This is a genomic window from Paraburkholderia sacchari, assembly GCF_000785435.2.
Classification (GTDB): Bacteria; Pseudomonadota; Gammaproteobacteria; order Burkholderiales; family Burkholderiaceae; genus Paraburkholderia; species Paraburkholderia sacchari.
In genome coordinates this window covers 147,735-163,637 of the sequence record NZ_JTDB02000010.1, presented here as the reverse complement: position 1 = coordinate 163,637, position 15,903 = coordinate 147,735, and the positions used below count along the sequence as shown (strand labels likewise).

At 57.1% G+C, this 15,903-nt stretch carries 14 protein-coding genes and 1 pseudogene; 12 read left to right on the top strand and 3 right to left on the bottom strand.

Features of this window, described 5'->3' with window-relative positions:
• Window positions 1-149: 149 nt before the first annotated feature.
• Window positions 150-1,331 carry an MFS transporter gene (locus tag NH14_RS27850; protein ID WP_035530688.1) on the top strand — a complete coding sequence of 394 codons (1,182 nt, stop codon included), beginning with the start codon at window positions 150-152 and terminating at the stop codon, window positions 1,329-1,331.
• A 229-nt stretch (window positions 1,332-1,560) separates the two neighbouring features.
• Window positions 1,561-1,848, top strand: a complete 288-nt coding sequence (locus NH14_RS27845) for a hypothetical protein (RefSeq protein WP_152617232.1) — start codon at window positions 1,561-1,563, stop codon at window positions 1,846-1,848.
• 130 nt (window positions 1,849-1,978) lie between these two features.
• On the opposite strand, the pseudogene NH14_RS27840 reads toward NH14_RS27845, so the two are convergent.
• A pseudogene (locus NH14_RS27840) lies at window positions 1,979-3,246 on the bottom strand (IS256 family transposase).
• A 549-nt stretch (window positions 3,247-3,795) separates the two neighbouring features.
• On the opposite strand from NH14_RS27840, the gene NH14_RS27835 reads away from it, so the two are divergent.
• The 10 genes from NH14_RS27835 to NH14_RS27790 all read left to right on the top strand — a co-directional run bounded on the left by NH14_RS27835 (window position 3,796) and on the right by NH14_RS27790 (window position 13,342).
• Window positions 3,796-4,998 (top strand): acetyl-CoA C-acyltransferase, encoded by a 1,203-nt coding sequence (locus NH14_RS27835; protein ID WP_035530692.1) that lies wholly within the window; start codon window positions 3,796-3,798, stop codon window positions 4,996-4,998.
• A gap of 12 nt (window positions 4,999-5,010) precedes the next feature.
• Complete coding sequence (locus NH14_RS27830; RefSeq protein WP_084225787.1) at window positions 5,011-5,553, top strand: FAS1-like dehydratase domain-containing protein; 543 nt, start codon at window positions 5,011-5,013, stop codon at window positions 5,551-5,553.
• Complete coding sequence (locus NH14_RS27825) at window positions 5,550-5,975, top strand: MaoC family dehydratase (protein ID WP_084225788.1); 426 nt, start codon at window positions 5,550-5,552, stop codon at window positions 5,973-5,975. The genes NH14_RS27830 and NH14_RS27825 overlap by 4 nt, the downstream gene beginning before the upstream one ends.
• A gap of 8 nt (window positions 5,976-5,983) precedes the next feature.
• On the top strand, window positions 5,984-6,805 hold the full coding sequence (locus NH14_RS27820) for an enoyl-CoA hydratase/isomerase family protein (RefSeq protein ID WP_052148330.1): 822 nt from the start codon (window positions 5,984-5,986) through the stop codon (window positions 6,803-6,805).
• Between the two features lie 273 nt (window positions 6,806-7,078).
• On the top strand, window positions 7,079-8,233 hold the full coding sequence (locus NH14_RS27815; protein ID WP_035530695.1) for a Re/Si-specific NAD(P)(+) transhydrogenase subunit alpha: 1,155 nt from the start codon (window positions 7,079-7,081) through the stop codon (window positions 8,231-8,233).
• Window positions 8,234-8,246: 13 nt separating this feature from the next.
• Window positions 8,247-8,567 carry an NAD(P) transhydrogenase subunit alpha part 2 gene (locus NH14_RS27810; RefSeq protein ID WP_035530697.1) on the top strand — a complete coding sequence of 107 codons (321 nt, stop codon included), beginning with the start codon at window positions 8,247-8,249 and terminating at the stop codon, window positions 8,565-8,567.
• 14 nt (window positions 8,568-8,581) lie between these two features.
• A complete protein-coding gene (locus NH14_RS27805) occupies window positions 8,582-10,036 on the top strand; it encodes an NAD(P)(+) transhydrogenase (Re/Si-specific) subunit beta (protein ID WP_035530857.1) in 1,455 nt (484 codons plus the stop codon).
• A gap of 9 nt (window positions 10,037-10,045) precedes the next feature.
• The gene (locus NH14_RS27800) at window positions 10,046-10,261 is read left to right on the top strand and encodes a hypothetical protein (protein WP_152617233.1); all 216 of its coding nucleotides are present in this window, start codon (window positions 10,046-10,048) and stop codon (window positions 10,259-10,261) included.
• A 120-nt stretch (window positions 10,262-10,381) separates the two neighbouring features.
• The gene (locus tag NH14_RS27795; protein WP_035530698.1) at window positions 10,382-11,167 is read left to right on the top strand and encodes an SDR family oxidoreductase; all 786 of its coding nucleotides are present in this window, start codon (window positions 10,382-10,384) and stop codon (window positions 11,165-11,167) included.
• A gap of 237 nt (window positions 11,168-11,404) precedes the next feature.
• Window positions 11,405-13,342 carry a flavin-containing monooxygenase gene (locus tag NH14_RS27790; protein ID WP_176329295.1) on the top strand — a complete coding sequence of 646 codons (1,938 nt, stop codon included), beginning with the start codon at window positions 11,405-11,407 and terminating at the stop codon, window positions 13,340-13,342.
• A gap of 518 nt (window positions 13,343-13,860) precedes the next feature.
• Here NH14_RS27790 and lipP1 read toward each other — a convergent pair.
• Complete coding sequence (gene lipP1, locus NH14_RS27785; protein WP_035530699.1) at window positions 13,861-14,796, bottom strand: LipP1 family hormone-sensitive lipase; 936 nt, start codon at window positions 14,794-14,796, stop codon at window positions 13,861-13,863.
• Window positions 14,797-14,878: 82 nt separating this feature from the next.
• Window positions 14,879-15,667 carry an SDR family NAD(P)-dependent oxidoreductase gene (locus tag NH14_RS27780; RefSeq protein WP_035530701.1) on the bottom strand — a complete coding sequence of 263 codons (789 nt, stop codon included), beginning with the start codon at window positions 15,665-15,667 and terminating at the stop codon, window positions 14,879-14,881.
• Window positions 15,668-15,903: the final 236 nt, after the last annotated feature.

The window sequence follows — 15,903 nt, the reverse complement described above, 5'->3', positions numbered from 1 at the left end:
TCAATCGGGTGACTTTGGTGAAAATCATCCGGCATGCAAATGCCCGGTTTTAGAGGGGTTTTCTACTTCAAATGGACGATGTCGATCGGGCGAAAGCGGTATGCAATTCCCCATGGCACGCTTTCAGGAAAAACACGAGGAGACAGCCAATGGTGCGCAACGGAAGGGCGCAAAAAGGTAGGCTTGGGGTTACGTTTGTCCTCGTGGCGGCGCCATCGTTAATTACCTTAATTCCGATGGCTACGTCGTCTGCAATGCCTAGTATCGCAAGCCGTTTTGGAGGTAGTGAAGACGGGATATTCCTCGCTCAATTTGTGATGACCTGTCCCGCGCTGATGTTGGCGATCGGCGCGGTTGCATTCGGTTACCTTTCCGAGAAGTTTGGCCGGCGTCGATGCCTGTTGAGCCTGCTAGTCGCGTTCGCGGTCTTTGGCGTCGCGGGGGCGGTCGCGCCGGACGCAGTGATACTGATCGCTACTCGACTAGTTCTTGGGGGCGTCGGTGGCGGAATTTTGACGGTCAGCATGGCCCTCGCAGGCCAGTACCGTCGCGGTGGCGAACGCGAGCAACTCCTGGGCATGGTTGGCGCGGGTGAGGCAAGCTTGGCCATGGTCGCACTTGTCATGGCCGGCGTCTTGGTTGATTGCGGCGGCTGGCGCGCGCCATTCACCTTGTATCTCAGTGCTCTAGTCGTCTGGGTGGTGGCAATTTGCGCACTGGATGAAGACGACGTTCGTGACCACGTAGAGCACAAACCTACCCGGCCGTTCGAGCCTCAAATTATTCTGTATGTACTTACTGGTGGGCTCGGGATTGCCTTGTTTGTTCCCGGAGTCCAGGGGCCGTTTCTCTTAGAAGATCTTGGTATTTCAAGCGCTACGTCAAGGAGCGTGATTGTTGCGAGTTCCTCGCTTGCTGCAGCAATCGCAGGGATTTTGTACTCGCGGGTGCGCTGCCTCGTTGACCCGCTGCCATTACTCGCTGTCGCCGCATTGATGCTTGGCGGCGGTACAGCCGCCATGGGGATGGCCCCATCGGCGGGGCTGGCAACCGGCGGCGCTCTCGTTGTCGGCTTTGGAGCCGGTCTCGTTGGACCGGTTGCGAGCACGATTGTACTTGGGCGTGCCGGCGAAGCACATCTTGGCCGCGCGGCAGGATACCTAATCGGTTCCGTATTCTTGGGCGAATTCTTCAATCCGCTCTTTCTTGGGCCGCTGCGGGGCAAATATGGTGCGCCAGATATGTTCGTGATTGTGGGAACGAGCTTCGTCATGCTGGCGTTGATCATGGTCATGTATTCGGGGCGACCTACTGACCAGGCCCCTGGTTAAGGTGCGCCTGAGCACGTGATGTTTTAGCTGCCAGGGCTGATGCGCGGCGGGGAGCGAAACCACTTAGTCCGGTTGGACGATGTGTTGTGATAGTGCGGGTACTACTCTCCTATCCAATTAAAACGGGGCCTATCGTCGACAAACGATGCGCGATGAGGGCTCTCTCGAGAATTATTTTCTCGGTAGGAGACGAGTGGCGCAAGAAGCTTGCGCTGCTATGGAGACTAAGATGGAACAACCGGTCAACGAGTGCTTTCTTTTCAAGGCTCTTACTGTCATCGGCGTATCGGGGGCATTGTTCCTCTGGTGGTTGTCGTATGCGGATATTGATCCTCTTCTCGCGCTGACTCTGTCGATGATCGCGAACGTCCTGGTGGTGCTCGGAATGAGTGGCTCATTTGGTTGGGCATCTACGCGATTGTTCCGCCGGTCGGAGGTTTCGGGAGGTGAGCTCGCAGCCTTCATTGGAGCGATCTTGGGATGCATTGCGATGTTCACGCTGGGTACGCAGGTTTAAATAGAGTAGATTGCACTGGCACGTTATACGTTGTTAGGCGCGGATATCGATACGCAATTCATCGATGCGCAAGTGGCGTCTCGAGCGGAACCTGTCCGCATTTTTGTGGGCGAGGCGGTTGAACAGCACGTTATCCGCGCGCCTGCATAAATCGGTCTCCGAACAGGATAGCAAACTGGTTCATCGCCGATTTCCAGTCGAAGGCGGACCGCACAGTCTTGGCCAGCACATTGCGCAGCGCCAGCCAGAGCAGCTTGATCGCCGCCTCGTCATTCGGGAAGTGGCCGCGCGTCTTGATGATCTTGCGCAACTGCATGTTCAGACTTTCTATGGCGTTTGTCGTATATACGACCCGTCTAATCTCCGGCGGGAACACGTAGAACGGCACGACGTGCTCCCACGCGCGTTGCCATGATTGCACGATCGTTGGGTACTTCGCGCCCCAAGGTCCGTCGGCAAAGTCTTGCAGCGCCTGCCTTGCCGCCTCCTCGCTGACAGCCGCGTAGATCGGGCGCAGCGCGGCGGCAAGCACCTTACGGTCCTTGTAGCTGGCGTACTCCAGACTGTTGCGGATCAGATGCACGATGCAGGTCTGAACGATGGTCCGCGGATAGGCCGCGCTGATGGCCTCGGTCAACCCCTTCAAGCCGTCCACCACGACGATCAGGATGTCCTGACAGCCGCGCGTCTTCAGTTCGTTGAACACCTTGAGCCAGAACTTGGCGCCCTCGGTCTGCTCGATCCAAAGGCCCAGCACGTCGCGCTGGCCGTCGGCCCCAGCGCCAGATAGACGGCCTTGTTGCTGACCACGCCATCGTGGCGGATCTTGACCCGCAGCGCATCGAAGAACACCACCGGATACATCGTCTCGAGCGGGCGGCTCTGCCAGCTCAGCGCTTCGGCCATCACCTCGTCGGTGACCGAGCTGATGAAGTCGGGCGAGACCTCGGTGCCATAGTGCTCGGCCAGAAATCCTTGGATCTCGCGCACACTCATGCCGCGGGCGTACATCGCGATGATCCGTTCGTCGAAGCCGGTGAAACGGCGCTCGTGCTTGGGGATCAGGATCGGCTCGAAGCTGCCGTCACGGTCACGAGGCACGTCGCCCCGGACTGGGCCACGATCGGTGATGACCGTCTTGCCGCTGGCGCCGTTGCGCTCGTTGGCCTGACCGGGCGGCTTGGACTGACCCGGCGGGTAGCCCAGATGCAGATTCATCTCGGCGCCCATTGCCCGTTCGATGACCGCCTTGTTGAACGCCAGCATCAGATCCTGCACCTCGGTCGGCGTCATCGGCCCCTTGACCAACTGGTCCAGCAGTTCCTTGGGCAGTTCAGGCAGCGGCCCTCGGGCCGCTGCCTGACGCGCTACGGTTTGTCTTTTCTTTTTCATCGGCATATCCATGGCCTTTACACCTCATGATATGCCTCGCCCACGAAATCACGGATAGGTCCCTCGAGCGAGAAGTAAAGGCTTCTTTGCAGGCTGGTCAATCTGCTTTCGGTTGTCTGAAGGATTTATTCCTCGTCTAAGCGAAAATCTCCCGCGCGCGGGCCAACAAGAAGTCGACTTTGTACGACCCATCTATCGCTGACTCTGCCGAATGCAGCTACGATATAACTGGACTCTCGCGCGGCCGCATCGCAGCCCCCGTCAAAGCCGAGTCGTCTGCCAAAAAGACAATCGTCGCCAACATAGACCTGATCGTTGCGTCACCGGTGCTGACAGCTCAGCCAGAGTACGCGTCGTTCGCGTCGGATCGAATCCTCCTCCTAATGCAGTGGTCGCCTTGATCTAGGCGACCACTGCAGTGCCGCGTCAAAAACTACGAACTGCGGTACGTGCGGTAGTCCTTATGGACGATGATTCAGGAAGGCAAGGGAGCGAATATACCGTAGCACTCTGCGCGCACGCCGCAGTCAATACACAACGCATGAGGGAAATCACATGAGGGAAGCAGTCATCGTCGCAACGGCCAGAACCCCGATTGGAAAGGCTTACCGGGGGGCGTTTAACGATACTGAGGCTCCATGGCTCGGTGCTCAAGTTGCGCAGGCTGTCATTGACCGCGCCGGTGTCGAATCGAGTCTGATCGATGACGTCGTTCTTGGCGTTGCGGCCCAGCAGGGTACGCAAGGATATAACTTGGGCCGCCTTACCGCGCGCGCGGCGGGACTGCCGGAGTCAGTGCCGGGTGCATCGGTTGATCGGATGTGTTCATCGGGCCTAATGGCGATCTCGATGGTCGCAAAAGGCATTATGTGTAATGAAATCGACATCGCAATTGCCGGCGGTGTCGAGTCCGTGTCCCTCACGCAAAACAAATACAAAAATAGCCACCGTGCGCGGTCCGATGCGGTGATCGAACAGGATCCCTACGCCTATATTCCGATGATCGAGACGGCGGAGATTGTCTCTCGCCGCTACGAAATCTCGCGTGTTGCTCAAGATGAGTATGCATTCCTTAGTCAACAGCGCGTCGCGAATGCGCAGCGCGCTGGACTATTCGCAGACGAGGTGATTCCGGTTACGGCCGAGAAGGTACTGTTTGACCGGGAAGGTCAGCCGAGCGGGCGTTCGACAGTTACATTGGAGATGGACGAGGGCAATCGTCCGGACACCACCCTGGAGAGTCTTAGCGGTCTGAAGCCAGTTTGGAAGGACGGTCAATGGGTTAAGAACGGGGAGTTCATTACCGCAGGCAATGCGAGCCAACTCTCTGATGGTGCGTCCGCTTGCTTGTTGATGAGCAAAGATGAGGCAGAGCATCGTGGCCTCAAGCCGCTTGGTACCTATCGCGGATTCGCTGTCGCGGGATGCAAATCTGAGGAGATGGGCATTGGCCCCGTATTCGCTATCCCAAAACTTCTTCGACGTCACGGTCTCAGCGTTTCCGATATCGGCCTTTGGGAGATCAATGAAGCGTTTGCATGCCAGGTCATCTACTGCCGTGACACGCTTGGTATACCTGAGTCTCATTTGAACGTGAACGGCGGCGCTATTGCAATCGGTCACCCGTTTGGGATGACTGGAAGCCGCCTGACGGGGCACGCGTTGCTTGAGGGGCGTCGCCGAGGTGTCAGGTTCGTAGTTGTTTCGATGTGCGTTGGCGGCGGTATGGGCGCGGCAGCGCTCTTCGAACTCAATTAACAGCCTGTGGTGATGGATATTAATGACGGCTGGGAGAGCCAGGCCCGAGCGATGGTCGGACAAGAATTTGGTCCGGTCTATGGTCCTGATCGCGTCAATCGAGCGATGGTGAGGCACTGGTGCGAAGCGCTCGGATTTCCTTGCGATCTAGCGGTTTCGACAAGTTCCGGTTCAGAGTCCGGAGAGTCTCTGCCTGTTCCGTCATCGATGATGCAGGTATGGACGATGATGGGCAATAGGGGCGAGGCCGCGCTCCCCGGAGGAGCTACCGATGATGCGTGGAAGGTACTCCGACTCTTTGCAGATGGAGGCTATTCGTCGATCGTCGGAACTAGCTCCGATCAGCATTACGCCAGGACAATTCGAGAGGGGGAGCGAATCGCGTATATGTCGCATGTAAGTGCTATCAGCTCATTGAAGAAGACCGGACTTGGGTCCGGCTATTTCATTACAGTGCGCTATACCTTTCTGTCTGAAGGACGCGATCTGGTCGGAACAATGGACTTCTGCATGCTCGCACATCGAAAGGAACAGTTTGAACAGGTGGCGCAATGACCGGCCTTGAGCAAACACGGAAATTTGAGGATGTCGCTATCGGCGACGATCTTCCCGAGTTGAATGTTCCTGTCTCGGTGACGAGTATTGTCGCCTCTGCGATTGCCACACGCGACTTTCATCCTGTCCACCATGATGTTGACTACGCCCGCGCCGCTGGATCTAAAAGCATCTTCATGAACATCCTCACTACAAACGGGTATGTAGAGCGTTACGTGCGTGAGTGGGGCGGCCCTGGCTCAAGGCCGCTGTCAATTCAAATACGACTTGGTGAGCCTAACTACCCCGGCGACGTAATGAAATTGACCGGTTCGGTTACGGCACGTTCTGAGGGTGATGAACGATGGGTTGATGTTGCGGTGCGCGGTGCCAACTCTCGTGGTGCACATGTTCTCGGTAGCGTTCGAATCGCACTCGAATGAGGAAAGGAATGGACAACAATCCGAACGCTGCTGGCCCTGAGGAAGTCCTATACGAAGAGAATGGAGCGGTTGCAACGATCACGCTCAATCGACCCGAAAGGTTGAATTCCCTCAATGCAGATCTTGCTCGAATGCTGCTTGGTGCGATCAATCTCGCAACCATGAGCGATGAAGTGCGACTGATCGTTCTGAAAGGTTCCGGAACCTGCTTTATGGCGGGAGGAGATCTCTACGAGTTCTCCACGGCGCTGGAAACGTCACAGCAAGCGCAAGAGCATTGGTTTGGCAACTTAATTGACGACGCGCACGCTGCGATTCGTGCAATTAAGGAATCGCCAAAACCATTCATCGCGTGTATTCGGGGTCCTGTGGCAGGATTTGGCATTGGCTTGGTCGCCGCGTGTGACTTGGCACTAGCGTCCGACGGCGCAAGCTTCAAACTAGCATACAGTTTGATCAACGCCACCCCGGATGGTGGCGCTACATACGCGTTACCTCGTCTGCTCGGTATTAAGCGCGCACTTGAGCTAACTTGGATGTCGGCTCCCATCGGGGCCGGAGAGGCTGCGTCACTGGGGATCATCAATCGAGCGGTACGCGATGATGAATTGGAGTTTGAGTTGCAGTCGCTCATCCTGGGCTTGCTGAAGGTCTCCCCATCTGTGATCGCCAGGACCAAGTTTTTGATCAGAGATAGCTATGAAGCGAATCTTCCTGATCAGTTGGAGGCGGAGAAGTTTGCATTCATTGAATGCGCCAAAAGAGTGGAGTTTGCGCAGTCTGTGCGCGACTTTTTGGCGCGGAAAACGTTCTTCGGATCGAAGCGATAACCGCTGGTGGGGGCGCCACAGAATTCTCCGGACTGAGCGCCAACAAGTCATCGTTTGTCCGTTAAGTCAAAGAGAGATGGTCGTATAAAAGTAGTAGTACGAATAAAATATAATAACGAAATGTTAGTCTGTGTGGACGATGTAATCTCCTTCGGACGGCAATAAGCTTACGTGAAGCGTAGAGCAAGTCACGCCAGAAAGCTACCTCTTTGCGATAGAGGGGTACAGGTTATCAAAGATCGCTTTGGCATCTTAATCACAGGGGAGACGCCCTTGCACATCGGAATACCAAAAGAAAGCAGCGCGACGGAAACTAGGGTTGCGGCGACTCCAGAAACCGTGAAAAAACTCGTGGGACAGGGTCACCAGGTTGTCGTCGGTCAAAGCGCAGGTCTGGCGTCGAGTTTTACGGATGACATGTATGCAACTGCGGGTGCACGGATTTCCGACGACGCCGATGCGCTCGGCGCGGAGATCGTTCTCAAGGTTCATTCGCCGACTGCACTCGAACTCGGCAAGATGAAATCGGGTTCGGTGCTTGTTGGGATGCTGGATCCGTTCAACATCGCCAATTCTGCGCGACTCGCGAGTGCCGGCATTACGGCGTTTTCGCTCGAGGCAGCTCCCCGCACAACTCGCGCGCAAAGCCTGGACGTGCTTTCATCACAAGCAAACATCGCAGGATACAAGGCTGTGCTAGTGGCCGCGAATCTCTATCCTCGCTTCATGCCGATGCTGATGACTGCCGCTGGTACAGTCAAGGCAGCGCGGGTCCTGATTCTCGGAGCCGGCGTTGCTGGTCTTCAGGCGATTGCTACTGCGAAGCGCCTGGGCGCGGTGACTGAAGCCTCGGATGTGCGGCCTGCCGTGAAGGAGCAAATCGAATCGCTAGGGGCTAAGTTTCTGGAGGTGCCCTACGAGACTGACGAGGAACGAGACGCAGCTCAGGGTGTAGGTGGTTATGCTCGTCCCATGCCGGCATCGTGGCTTCACAGGCAGTCTGCTTTGGTTCACGAGCGCGCAAAGCAGGCGGACATCATCATCACGACGGCATTGATTCCCGGTCGTGATGCGCCCACGCTGCTGTCAGCGGAAACCGTTCGAGCGATGAAGCCCGGTTCGGTGGTAGTCGACCTCGCAGCTGGGCGCGGCCCGGTTGTCGATGCTAATACCGGTCGTCGTGGCGGTAACTGTCCGCTCACGGAGCCCGACCGAGTTGTGAGCTGCAACGGTGTGCAGGTCTGCGGGTACACCAGCCTCGCGGCAATGGTTGCGGCAGACGCGTCGTCCCTCTACGCGCGAAACCTTTTCGACTTCCTTAAGCTCATCGTAACGAAGGAAGGCACACTCAACATTGATCCCGCAGACGACATTGTCGCGGCCACATTGCTGGCACGCGACGGCGAAATCACGCGTAAGGCTGCATAAAAAGAGGCTGGCAATGGAAATCATCAACCATACGATGATCAACCTGATCATCTTTGTGCTGGCAATCTATGTTGGCTACCACGTGGTCTGGAATGTTACCCCGGCTCTGCATACACCGCTTATGGCAGTGACGAACGCAATATCGGCGATTGTCATTGTCGGCGCGATGTTGGCGACGACGCTTACGGTCGGTGGCGCGGGAAAATTTTTCGGCACGCTCGCGGTGATGCTGGCGGCGGTCAATGTGTTTGGCGGGTTCCTCGTTACGCGCCGAATGCTTGAGATGTTCCGTAAGAAAGAGTCTAAAAAAGCGATCGTGAAGGGGGGCGCATGATGGGAATGAGCTTCGTGAGCATGAACGTCGTGACGCTTCTATATCTCGTTGCGTCAGTCTGCTTTATTCAAGCGCTAAAGGGACTCTCGAATCCGAAAAGAGCACGCGCTGGTAACGCGTTCGGTATGGTCGGGATGGCGGTCGCGATACTAACGACCACCGCCCTCATTCTTAAGGAAGCGGCAATCTTGGGGGCCGATTTGGGTGTGGGTTTGGCGTTGTTGTTTGCGGCTGTAGTGGTCGGTGGCGGACTTGGCGCACTCGTTGCGTCGCGCGTCGAGATGACCAAGATGCCCGAACTGGTCGCGGCTATGCACTCTCTGATTGGTCTCGCGGCGGTTTGCATTGCCTACGCGGTAGTGTCTGAGCCGGCAGCGTTCGGGTTGGTAACAGAGGGTGCACCGTATCCGGGTTTCATTCCGTATGGCAACCGCGTCGAACTTTTCATCGGCACATTCGTCGGCGCAATCACGTTCAGCGGTTCGGTGATCGCGTTCGGAAAGCTCTCAGGCAAGTATAAATTCCGCCTCTTCCAAGGGGCACCTGTGGTCTACCGAGGCCAGCATCTCATCAACCTGATGCTCGCGCTCGGCATGATCGGCTTCGGCATCCTGTTCTTCATTACGCAGTCGTGGCTGCCGTTCATCATCATGACGCTGATCGCGTTCGCGCTGGGCGTGCTCATCATCATCCCGATCGGCGGCGCGGATATGCCCGTGGTCGTCTCGATGCTGAACTCGTACTCGGGCTGGGCGGCGGCGGGCATCGGCTTCTCGCTGAACAACGCCATGCTGATCATCGCGGGCTCGCTGGTGGGCTCGTCGGGTGCGATTCTGTCGTACATCATGTGCCACGCAATGAATCGCTCATTCTTGAACGTTCTGCTCGGTGGCTTTGGCGCAGAGGCGGGTGCTTTGGCTTCGGGCGGTGCGCAGGAGCAGCGGCCGGTGAAGTCGGGCTCGGCGGACGATGCATCATTCTTGCTTGGCAACGCGGAATCGGTTGTTATCGTGCCGGGATACGGGCTCGCAGTCGCGCGGGCGCAGCACGCGCTTAAGGAACTCACGGACAAGCTTGTCGAAAGGGGGGTGGACGTCCGCTACGCGATCCACCCCGTGGCGGGCCGCATGCCGGGCCACATGAACGTGCTGCTCGCCGAAGCCGAAGTGCCCTATGACCTCGTGTTCGAGATGGAAGACATCAACAACGAGTTCGGGCAGACCGATGTGGTGCTCGTGCTCGGCGCGAACGACGTGGTGAATCCGGCGGCGAAGAACGATCCGAAGTCGCCGATCGCAGGCATGCCGATCATCGAGGCGTACAAGGCGCGCACGATCATCGTGAACAAGCGTTCGATGGCGGCGGGCTACGCCGGGCTCGACAACGAGCTGTTCTACATGGACAAAACGATGATGGTGTTCGGCGACGCCAAGAAGGTCATCGAAGACATGGTCAAGGCGGCAGCCTAGGAGGATGCAATGACCGACAAGGCGTTATCGAAGTGGAGCAAGGATTCTGATGGGCAATCTGCATTGCGGCGGGAAGAAGGTTCGGGTGCCGCTGGAGGACGTTTGAGCGGCGGCACTTTGCAGACGGACCACCGATCGCAGCCACGCCAGTTGTGGGCTTGGTCACCTTGTATTCCGGATTTCGACTGGATGGATTGGCATAGTCCTTTCAATTTAGCTGAATAGGTCGTGCGACGCATTGTTTCCGGCAGCGCGATTGTGCTCATTCAGCGACTCTTGGTTTGGGTGTGACTGAAGAGTTTCGAGGGCGGTGTCGCTTTTTGGGATTTCACGTTGGGAGGGGCAATGGTCGATGTAAATGGTAAGGCGAACCGGGTTGTTTTGGTCACCGGTGGCGGGAAAGGGGTGGGGCGCGGAATCTCAGAGAGCTTCCTCCGAAGTGGCGCGGAGGTGGTCATTTGTGGTCGTACTGAGCCGGAGTCACTGCCTGAGGTTAGCGGCAGAAGCGCGACGTTCATTCCTGCCGATGTGCGGGATCTCGATGCTGTCGAACGTCTGTTCTCGAACGTGCGGGAAAGACATGGTCGTCTTGACGTGCTCGTTAATAACGTCGGTGGTACTCCTTTCGCTATGGCTGCTGACGCCTCGACCCGCTATCACGAGTCAATTCTGGCGTTGAACCTGACCGCGCCGCTATGCGCAGCGTTGAAGGCGAACGCGATTATGCAATCTCAGCCGAACGGGGGCGTAATCGTCTTCATCGGTAGCATTAGCGCAGTGACGGCGCGCCCTGGCAGCGCAACTTACGCAGCAGCCAAGGCGGCTATTCTCAGCCTTACGAAATCGTTGGCCGTTGAGTGGGCGCCGAAGGTACGAGTGGTCAGCGTCAGCCCCGGGCTCATACAGACGGAGCAGTCGCACCTACACTACGGCGACAGTGACGGCATCGAAGCGGTAGCCCGCACAATTCCCCTTGGCAGAATGGGTATGCCGCAAGACATTGGCGACGCGTGCGTGTTTATGGCCTCGGAACAGGCGGCGTATGTGAGCGGTGTCGATCTGCTGGTTCACGGCGGAGGAGAGCGGCCTGCCTTTCTTGAAGCCGCAAATGTCAATCAGCAACGCGCCTAGTGCGACCATCATCGCCCGCCGCCAGTAAATGTTCTGGCCCGGGCGCGCTCTAGTCCTTCCGGACTAGGACAAACAGGCAACGTGGCAGTATTCTGGAAGCAGCTTTTCACGGCACGCTCCCGCCCAGTCAGTTGACACTCGATGGCACGAGAACGCTGAAGGCTTTGAGGAGACATGGAGCGCGCACGCGGTCTGCTGACCGCATTCCACCAGAGAACATATAGACAGAGACATCCGATGAGCAAGCATCTTCAACCTGCCGAAGAATTGATTACGCAAGACGACGCCGTCATTGAAAGGATGCTAGCCGATGCGAGCATTCCAACACTCATGATGTCAATTGTCCATCTCACCGGCGATACCAGCATCCTGAAGGGTGCGATTCGACCCAAAACGCCGGTGATGGGCGAAGTCCAGGGCGGACTCTCGGAGGATGAGCGTGCCCCTATTCGTGCGTTGGCGCTCGAGGCCTTGAAAAAGTACCGAGACGGTGGTTGCAAACTGCCTGCGCCGCCGTCGGCGGAGACGATTCGGGAGATGATGAACTTTATCGTCGGTATGGACGTGCCGGCGGACTATCTTCCGTTGGTACTTGAAGAGCTTGCGTTGGACGGCGAAGACGCTCGTGTGGCGAAATGGTCGAAATCGGTTTCTGCTGAGGATAAAGCAAAGCATCATGCCGTTATCATCGGGGCCGGTATGTCGGGGTTGCTTACCGCATATAAACTGAAGGAAGCCGGAATCCCGTTCACCGTCTTTGAAAAGAATGATTCGGTCGGCGGGACGTGGTACGAGAATCGATATCCCGGATGCCGTGTCGACATCCCGAACCACTTCTACTCCTATTCTTTCCACCCGAATCACGATTGGACGGAATATTTCTCTCGCCAGAACGAGCTTCATCGTTATTTCCTGGATTTCGCCAGAAAACACGGGTTGCTCGAATATATTCAATTTAATGTTGAAGTCGAGTCGGCAAAATTCGACGACGAAGACGGGAAGTGGGTCGTTTCCATTAGGGACAAGAAGGGGGATCGGCGCAGCGTAACGGCCAACTCAATCATCAGTGCCGTGGGACAACTGAATCGCCCGATGATTCCTAAGATCGACGGCCAAGACCGCTTCAAAGGAATGCAGGTCCATACTGCGCAGTGGGACGCTGAGATCGACGTCGTCGGCAAGCGCGTGGCGGTGGTCGGGACCGGCGCTAGCGCATTTCAAGTTGTGCCTGAGTTGGCGAAGCAGGCCAGCGAGTTGACCGTCTTTCAGCGCTCGCCAATCTGGATGTTCCCTAACCCGGACTACCATGCGGAAGTTGGGGAAAGCAAAAAGTGGCTTCTAAAGCATGTTCCCTACTACGCGCGCTGGTACCGTTTCTTGGTCTTCTGGCCTGGCAGCGGAATGGCGCTAAGCAATTGGCGAATTGATCCGGCATGGCCGCATCCGGAGCGTGCGGTCAACGCGGCAAATGACGAAGAGCGCGTCAAACTCACGGCATGGATCGCCAATCAGGTCGGTGACAACCCAGATCTGCTGAAGAAGGTTATCCCGCAGTACCCAGTCGGCGGAAAGCGGATGCTCCAAGATAACGGCAGTTGGCTGCGCGCGCTGAAGCAGCCGAACGTCGAGCTCGTCACTCAGGCGCCGAGCCGCATCGATGAGACTGGCATCTATGATCAAGACGGGCGACATTATCCGGTCGACCTGATCGTCTACGCCACGGGATTCCATGCGAACAAGTTCCTCTGGCCGATGGAGGTTGTAGGCCGCGATGGCATTCGCCTCAACGACTTTTGGGGCGATGAGCCTCGCGGCTATCTTGGGATCACGGTGCCCGGCTTCCCGAACCTGTTTACTCTTTACGGTCCGGGTACAAATCTCGCGCACGCGGGCAGCATCATTTTCCACTCCGAGTGTCAGGTTCAATACGTAATCGGCGCCATCAAATTGATGGTAGAGAACGGCTATAAAGCGATTGACGTCAAGACGGAGGTCTACGATGAATTCAATGAGCGCTTGGTAGCGGAACTTGATCAACTCGTATGGTCCCATCCGTCTGTCAACAACTGGTACAAGAACAGCCGTGGGCGAGTCGTGAATACGTCGCCCTGGTCACTGGCAGACTACTGGAAATGGACGCGTGAGCCGGCCGTAGCCGACTACCACCTTCTGTAGCGACATGTTCACGCCCGGGAATCCCGGGCGTGCTTAAATCTGCCTATGCAAATTTCACGCTCGTTGACAGAACGAGGCGATTGACGCGCTGCTGTCGCTGTCTGTTCCGGCCTCCTCAGGCTGAACCACAAGTGCCTACATGGGTACCGTCTTGATGCTCGTCGGCGTATCCCACATGGCATTTGACGCCGGTACTTGAATGCGATGGGTATTTTTCTGAGAGAGGAACGTTCGCTGAATCCTGGAGGAATTTCTCACCTCGGACTAGCTAGCGGCCGAACGGCTGGCCATCCAGGTCCTCAGCCGTGCAGAAATCGTTCAGGTGAAAGCGGCTGTGGTTCAACAGTGGCTCGCGGTCGCCCAAGCGGTCGGTGGTGTCTCAAGCGAATCACAGTCGCGGCTTAACGAGGCGATTGATGGAAACGCCCTGTGCGCTTGGTGGGACGGTCGGTGGCTGCGATCAGGAATTAGCCAAACGGAATCCCCAACGCCAATCACGTTGGGGAGACCTTTGCTCTCTATTCAAAAGCCGCGCGCAGCCGTTCTGCCGAGAGGTGGAGGGCGGCGTCTGCAGCGTCGATTATGCCGAGCATGCTGGCAAATCCGTGAATCTGACCCGGGTAGCGCTGCAAGGTAACGCGCACGCCGGCCGCGTCCAGCGCGTGCGCGTACGCTTCCCCTTCATCTCGCAAAGGATCGTACTCGGCTGTGACAATCGTTGCGCTTGCGAGGCCTGCGAGATCGGAATGGCGCAGCGGGGAGGCGAGTGGATTGCTTCCCGCGTCCATGTCGGGTAGGTATTGACGCCAGAACCAGCGCATCATTTCGGTCGTCAAGAAGTAGCCTTGGCCGTTTTCCCGATAGGACGTTGTTTCGAACCGACTATCGGTAACCGGATAGAGAAGCAACTGATGCTTGATGGGTACTTCGTTGTCTCTCGCCTTTTGTGCGACCACGGCGGCAAGATTACCTCCCGCACTATCGCCGCCCACTGCGACTCTAGACGCATCGATGCCGAGTTCATTCGCGCTTGTGCGGACCCATTGGAGCGCGGACCACCCGTCATCGACGGCTGCGGGAAACTTGGCTTCCGGAGCGAGCCGATAATCCACCGACACGACGACGACCCGGGCGCGGTTGGCAATGCATCGGCAGACGTTGTCGTGCTCGGGGGGGGTGCCGAATACAAAACCACCACCGTGGAAGTACACGAGAGCCGGTGTCGGCGTCACACGATTCAGTGGCCAATAGATACGCAGGCCCATCGCACCGCCTGGGCCGACGATTGAGCGGTCTTCGATACGTTCAACGTCATCGCCAGGTGCGAACGGTGATTCTCCCGCTTGAACGGCGGCTCGCTCAGCGCGAACCTCCGATCCACTCTTGCTGAAATCGATTGGTGGCACCATGGCTAGCATTTCAAGGGCGGTTTTAGCTTGCGGATCGAGGCTCATATCGAGAATTCCTGGCGGCAATCGGCTAGTGGATGAAAATAGATAAGAGTAGTGAGACGCTCGACGAGCGATGGACCAGGCTTCAGGCGTTCGCGAGGATATCAGCCGTCCGCGATTTGACAGCTTCGTGGACATCGTCATGAATGAGAATCCAGAATTTCCCCTGCTGAACCTCGTCCATGACACGATCAGCAAACGCGTCCGGGTCGGTTCCTTCGGAAATCATCTTTGTGAGTGCTGTGTCCATCGATTCGCAGGGGCTTTCTCCGGACGAGGCGTCCAGCGAGTCGGCGATGCCGGTGCGGACCGCACTTGGACAAACAACGGATATGCGAATCGGAATGCCTTCAGCTTCGAGTTCAGCCGAAAGGCACTCGCTGAAGGCAACGACGCCATACTTCGTAACGCAGTAAGGGGCAAGCCATGGTCCGGCTGCAAGCCCGCCCATCGAGGCGACATTGACTATCCGGCCGCCCGATTTGGCCATGCACGGCACAAATGCCCGGGATGAGTTGACTGCACTCCAAAGATTGATATTCGCCACCCGTTGCCACGCCTCGGGCTCGATTTCCCAGCTGCGGCCCGAGGTCAAAATGCCCGCGTTATTGACGACCAGATCTAGCTTCCCAAAGCGGCTCAGAATATGGTCTCGAAGACGGTTGAAGGCACCTGGATCGGCGACATCCTGCACAACGGTGAATACTTGAACCCCGAGTGATTCGAGCTCGGACTGAAGACTACCCAAAGCGACGGCGTCGATATCGACAATGACGACGGCATATCCTCTTCGCGCGAGCGAGCGTGCGAAGCCGCGTCCTATTCCGCGTGCGGCACCCGTGACCACGGCGACGCTCTGTTCGTCTTTTTTCATGGGTTAACCCCTATTCGCGTATATCGAACGCATTGTCTCCAGACGGGAGAACGCTAATACATGATGTGACCTCGAATTTCGGGACGTTCGCGCAAATGTCTGCAGTTAGCATCGTCCAACTGGACTATCGGAGGCCGGCATCGTCAACGGTCGATTTTGAACGCCGTTTCGTCGCATCCCAGTTCAGTAACGCGGAAGAAGATGGTGACTTCGAGGGAGTTCGAGAATCAATCGAT

Excerpts from the sequence above, each read along its gene's own strand:
- NH14_RS27845 (WP_152617232.1), top strand. The coding sequence starts at position 1,561 with ATGGAACAACCGGTCAACGAGTGCTTTCTTTTCAAGGCTCTTACTGTC.
- NH14_RS27820 (WP_052148330.1), top strand. The coding sequence starts at position 5,984 with ATGGACAACAATCCGAACGCTGCTGGCCCTGAGGAAGTCCTATACGAA.
- NH14_RS27795 (WP_035530698.1), top strand. The coding sequence starts at position 10,382 with ATGGTCGATGTAAATGGTAAGGCGAACCGGGTTGTTTTGGTCACCGGT.
- NH14_RS27825 (WP_084225788.1), top strand. The coding sequence starts at position 5,550 with ATGACCGGCCTTGAGCAAACACGGAAATTTGAGGATGTCGCTATCGGC.
- NH14_RS27790 (WP_176329295.1), top strand. The coding sequence starts at position 11,405 with ATGAGCAAGCATCTTCAACCTGCCGAAGAATTGATTACGCAAGACGAC.
- NH14_RS27800 (WP_152617233.1), top strand. The coding sequence starts at position 10,046 with ATGACCGACAAGGCGTTATCGAAGTGGAGCAAGGATTCTGATGGGCAA.
- NH14_RS27780 (WP_035530701.1), bottom strand. The coding sequence starts at position 15,667 with ATGAAAAAAGACGAACAGAGCGTCGCCGTGGTCACGGGTGCCGCACGC.
- NH14_RS27835 (WP_035530692.1), top strand. The coding sequence starts at position 3,796 with ATGAGGGAAGCAGTCATCGTCGCAACGGCCAGAACCCCGATTGGAAAG.
- lipP1 (WP_035530699.1), bottom strand. The coding sequence starts at position 14,796 with ATGAGCCTCGATCCGCAAGCTAAAACCGCCCTTGAAATGCTAGCCATG.
- NH14_RS27830 (WP_084225787.1), top strand. The coding sequence starts at position 5,011 with ATGGATATTAATGACGGCTGGGAGAGCCAGGCCCGAGCGATGGTCGGA.
- NH14_RS27810 (WP_035530697.1), top strand. The coding sequence starts at position 8,247 with ATGGAAATCATCAACCATACGATGATCAACCTGATCATCTTTGTGCTG.
- NH14_RS27850 (WP_035530688.1), top strand. The coding sequence starts at position 150 with ATGGTGCGCAACGGAAGGGCGCAAAAAGGTAGGCTTGGGGTTACGTTT.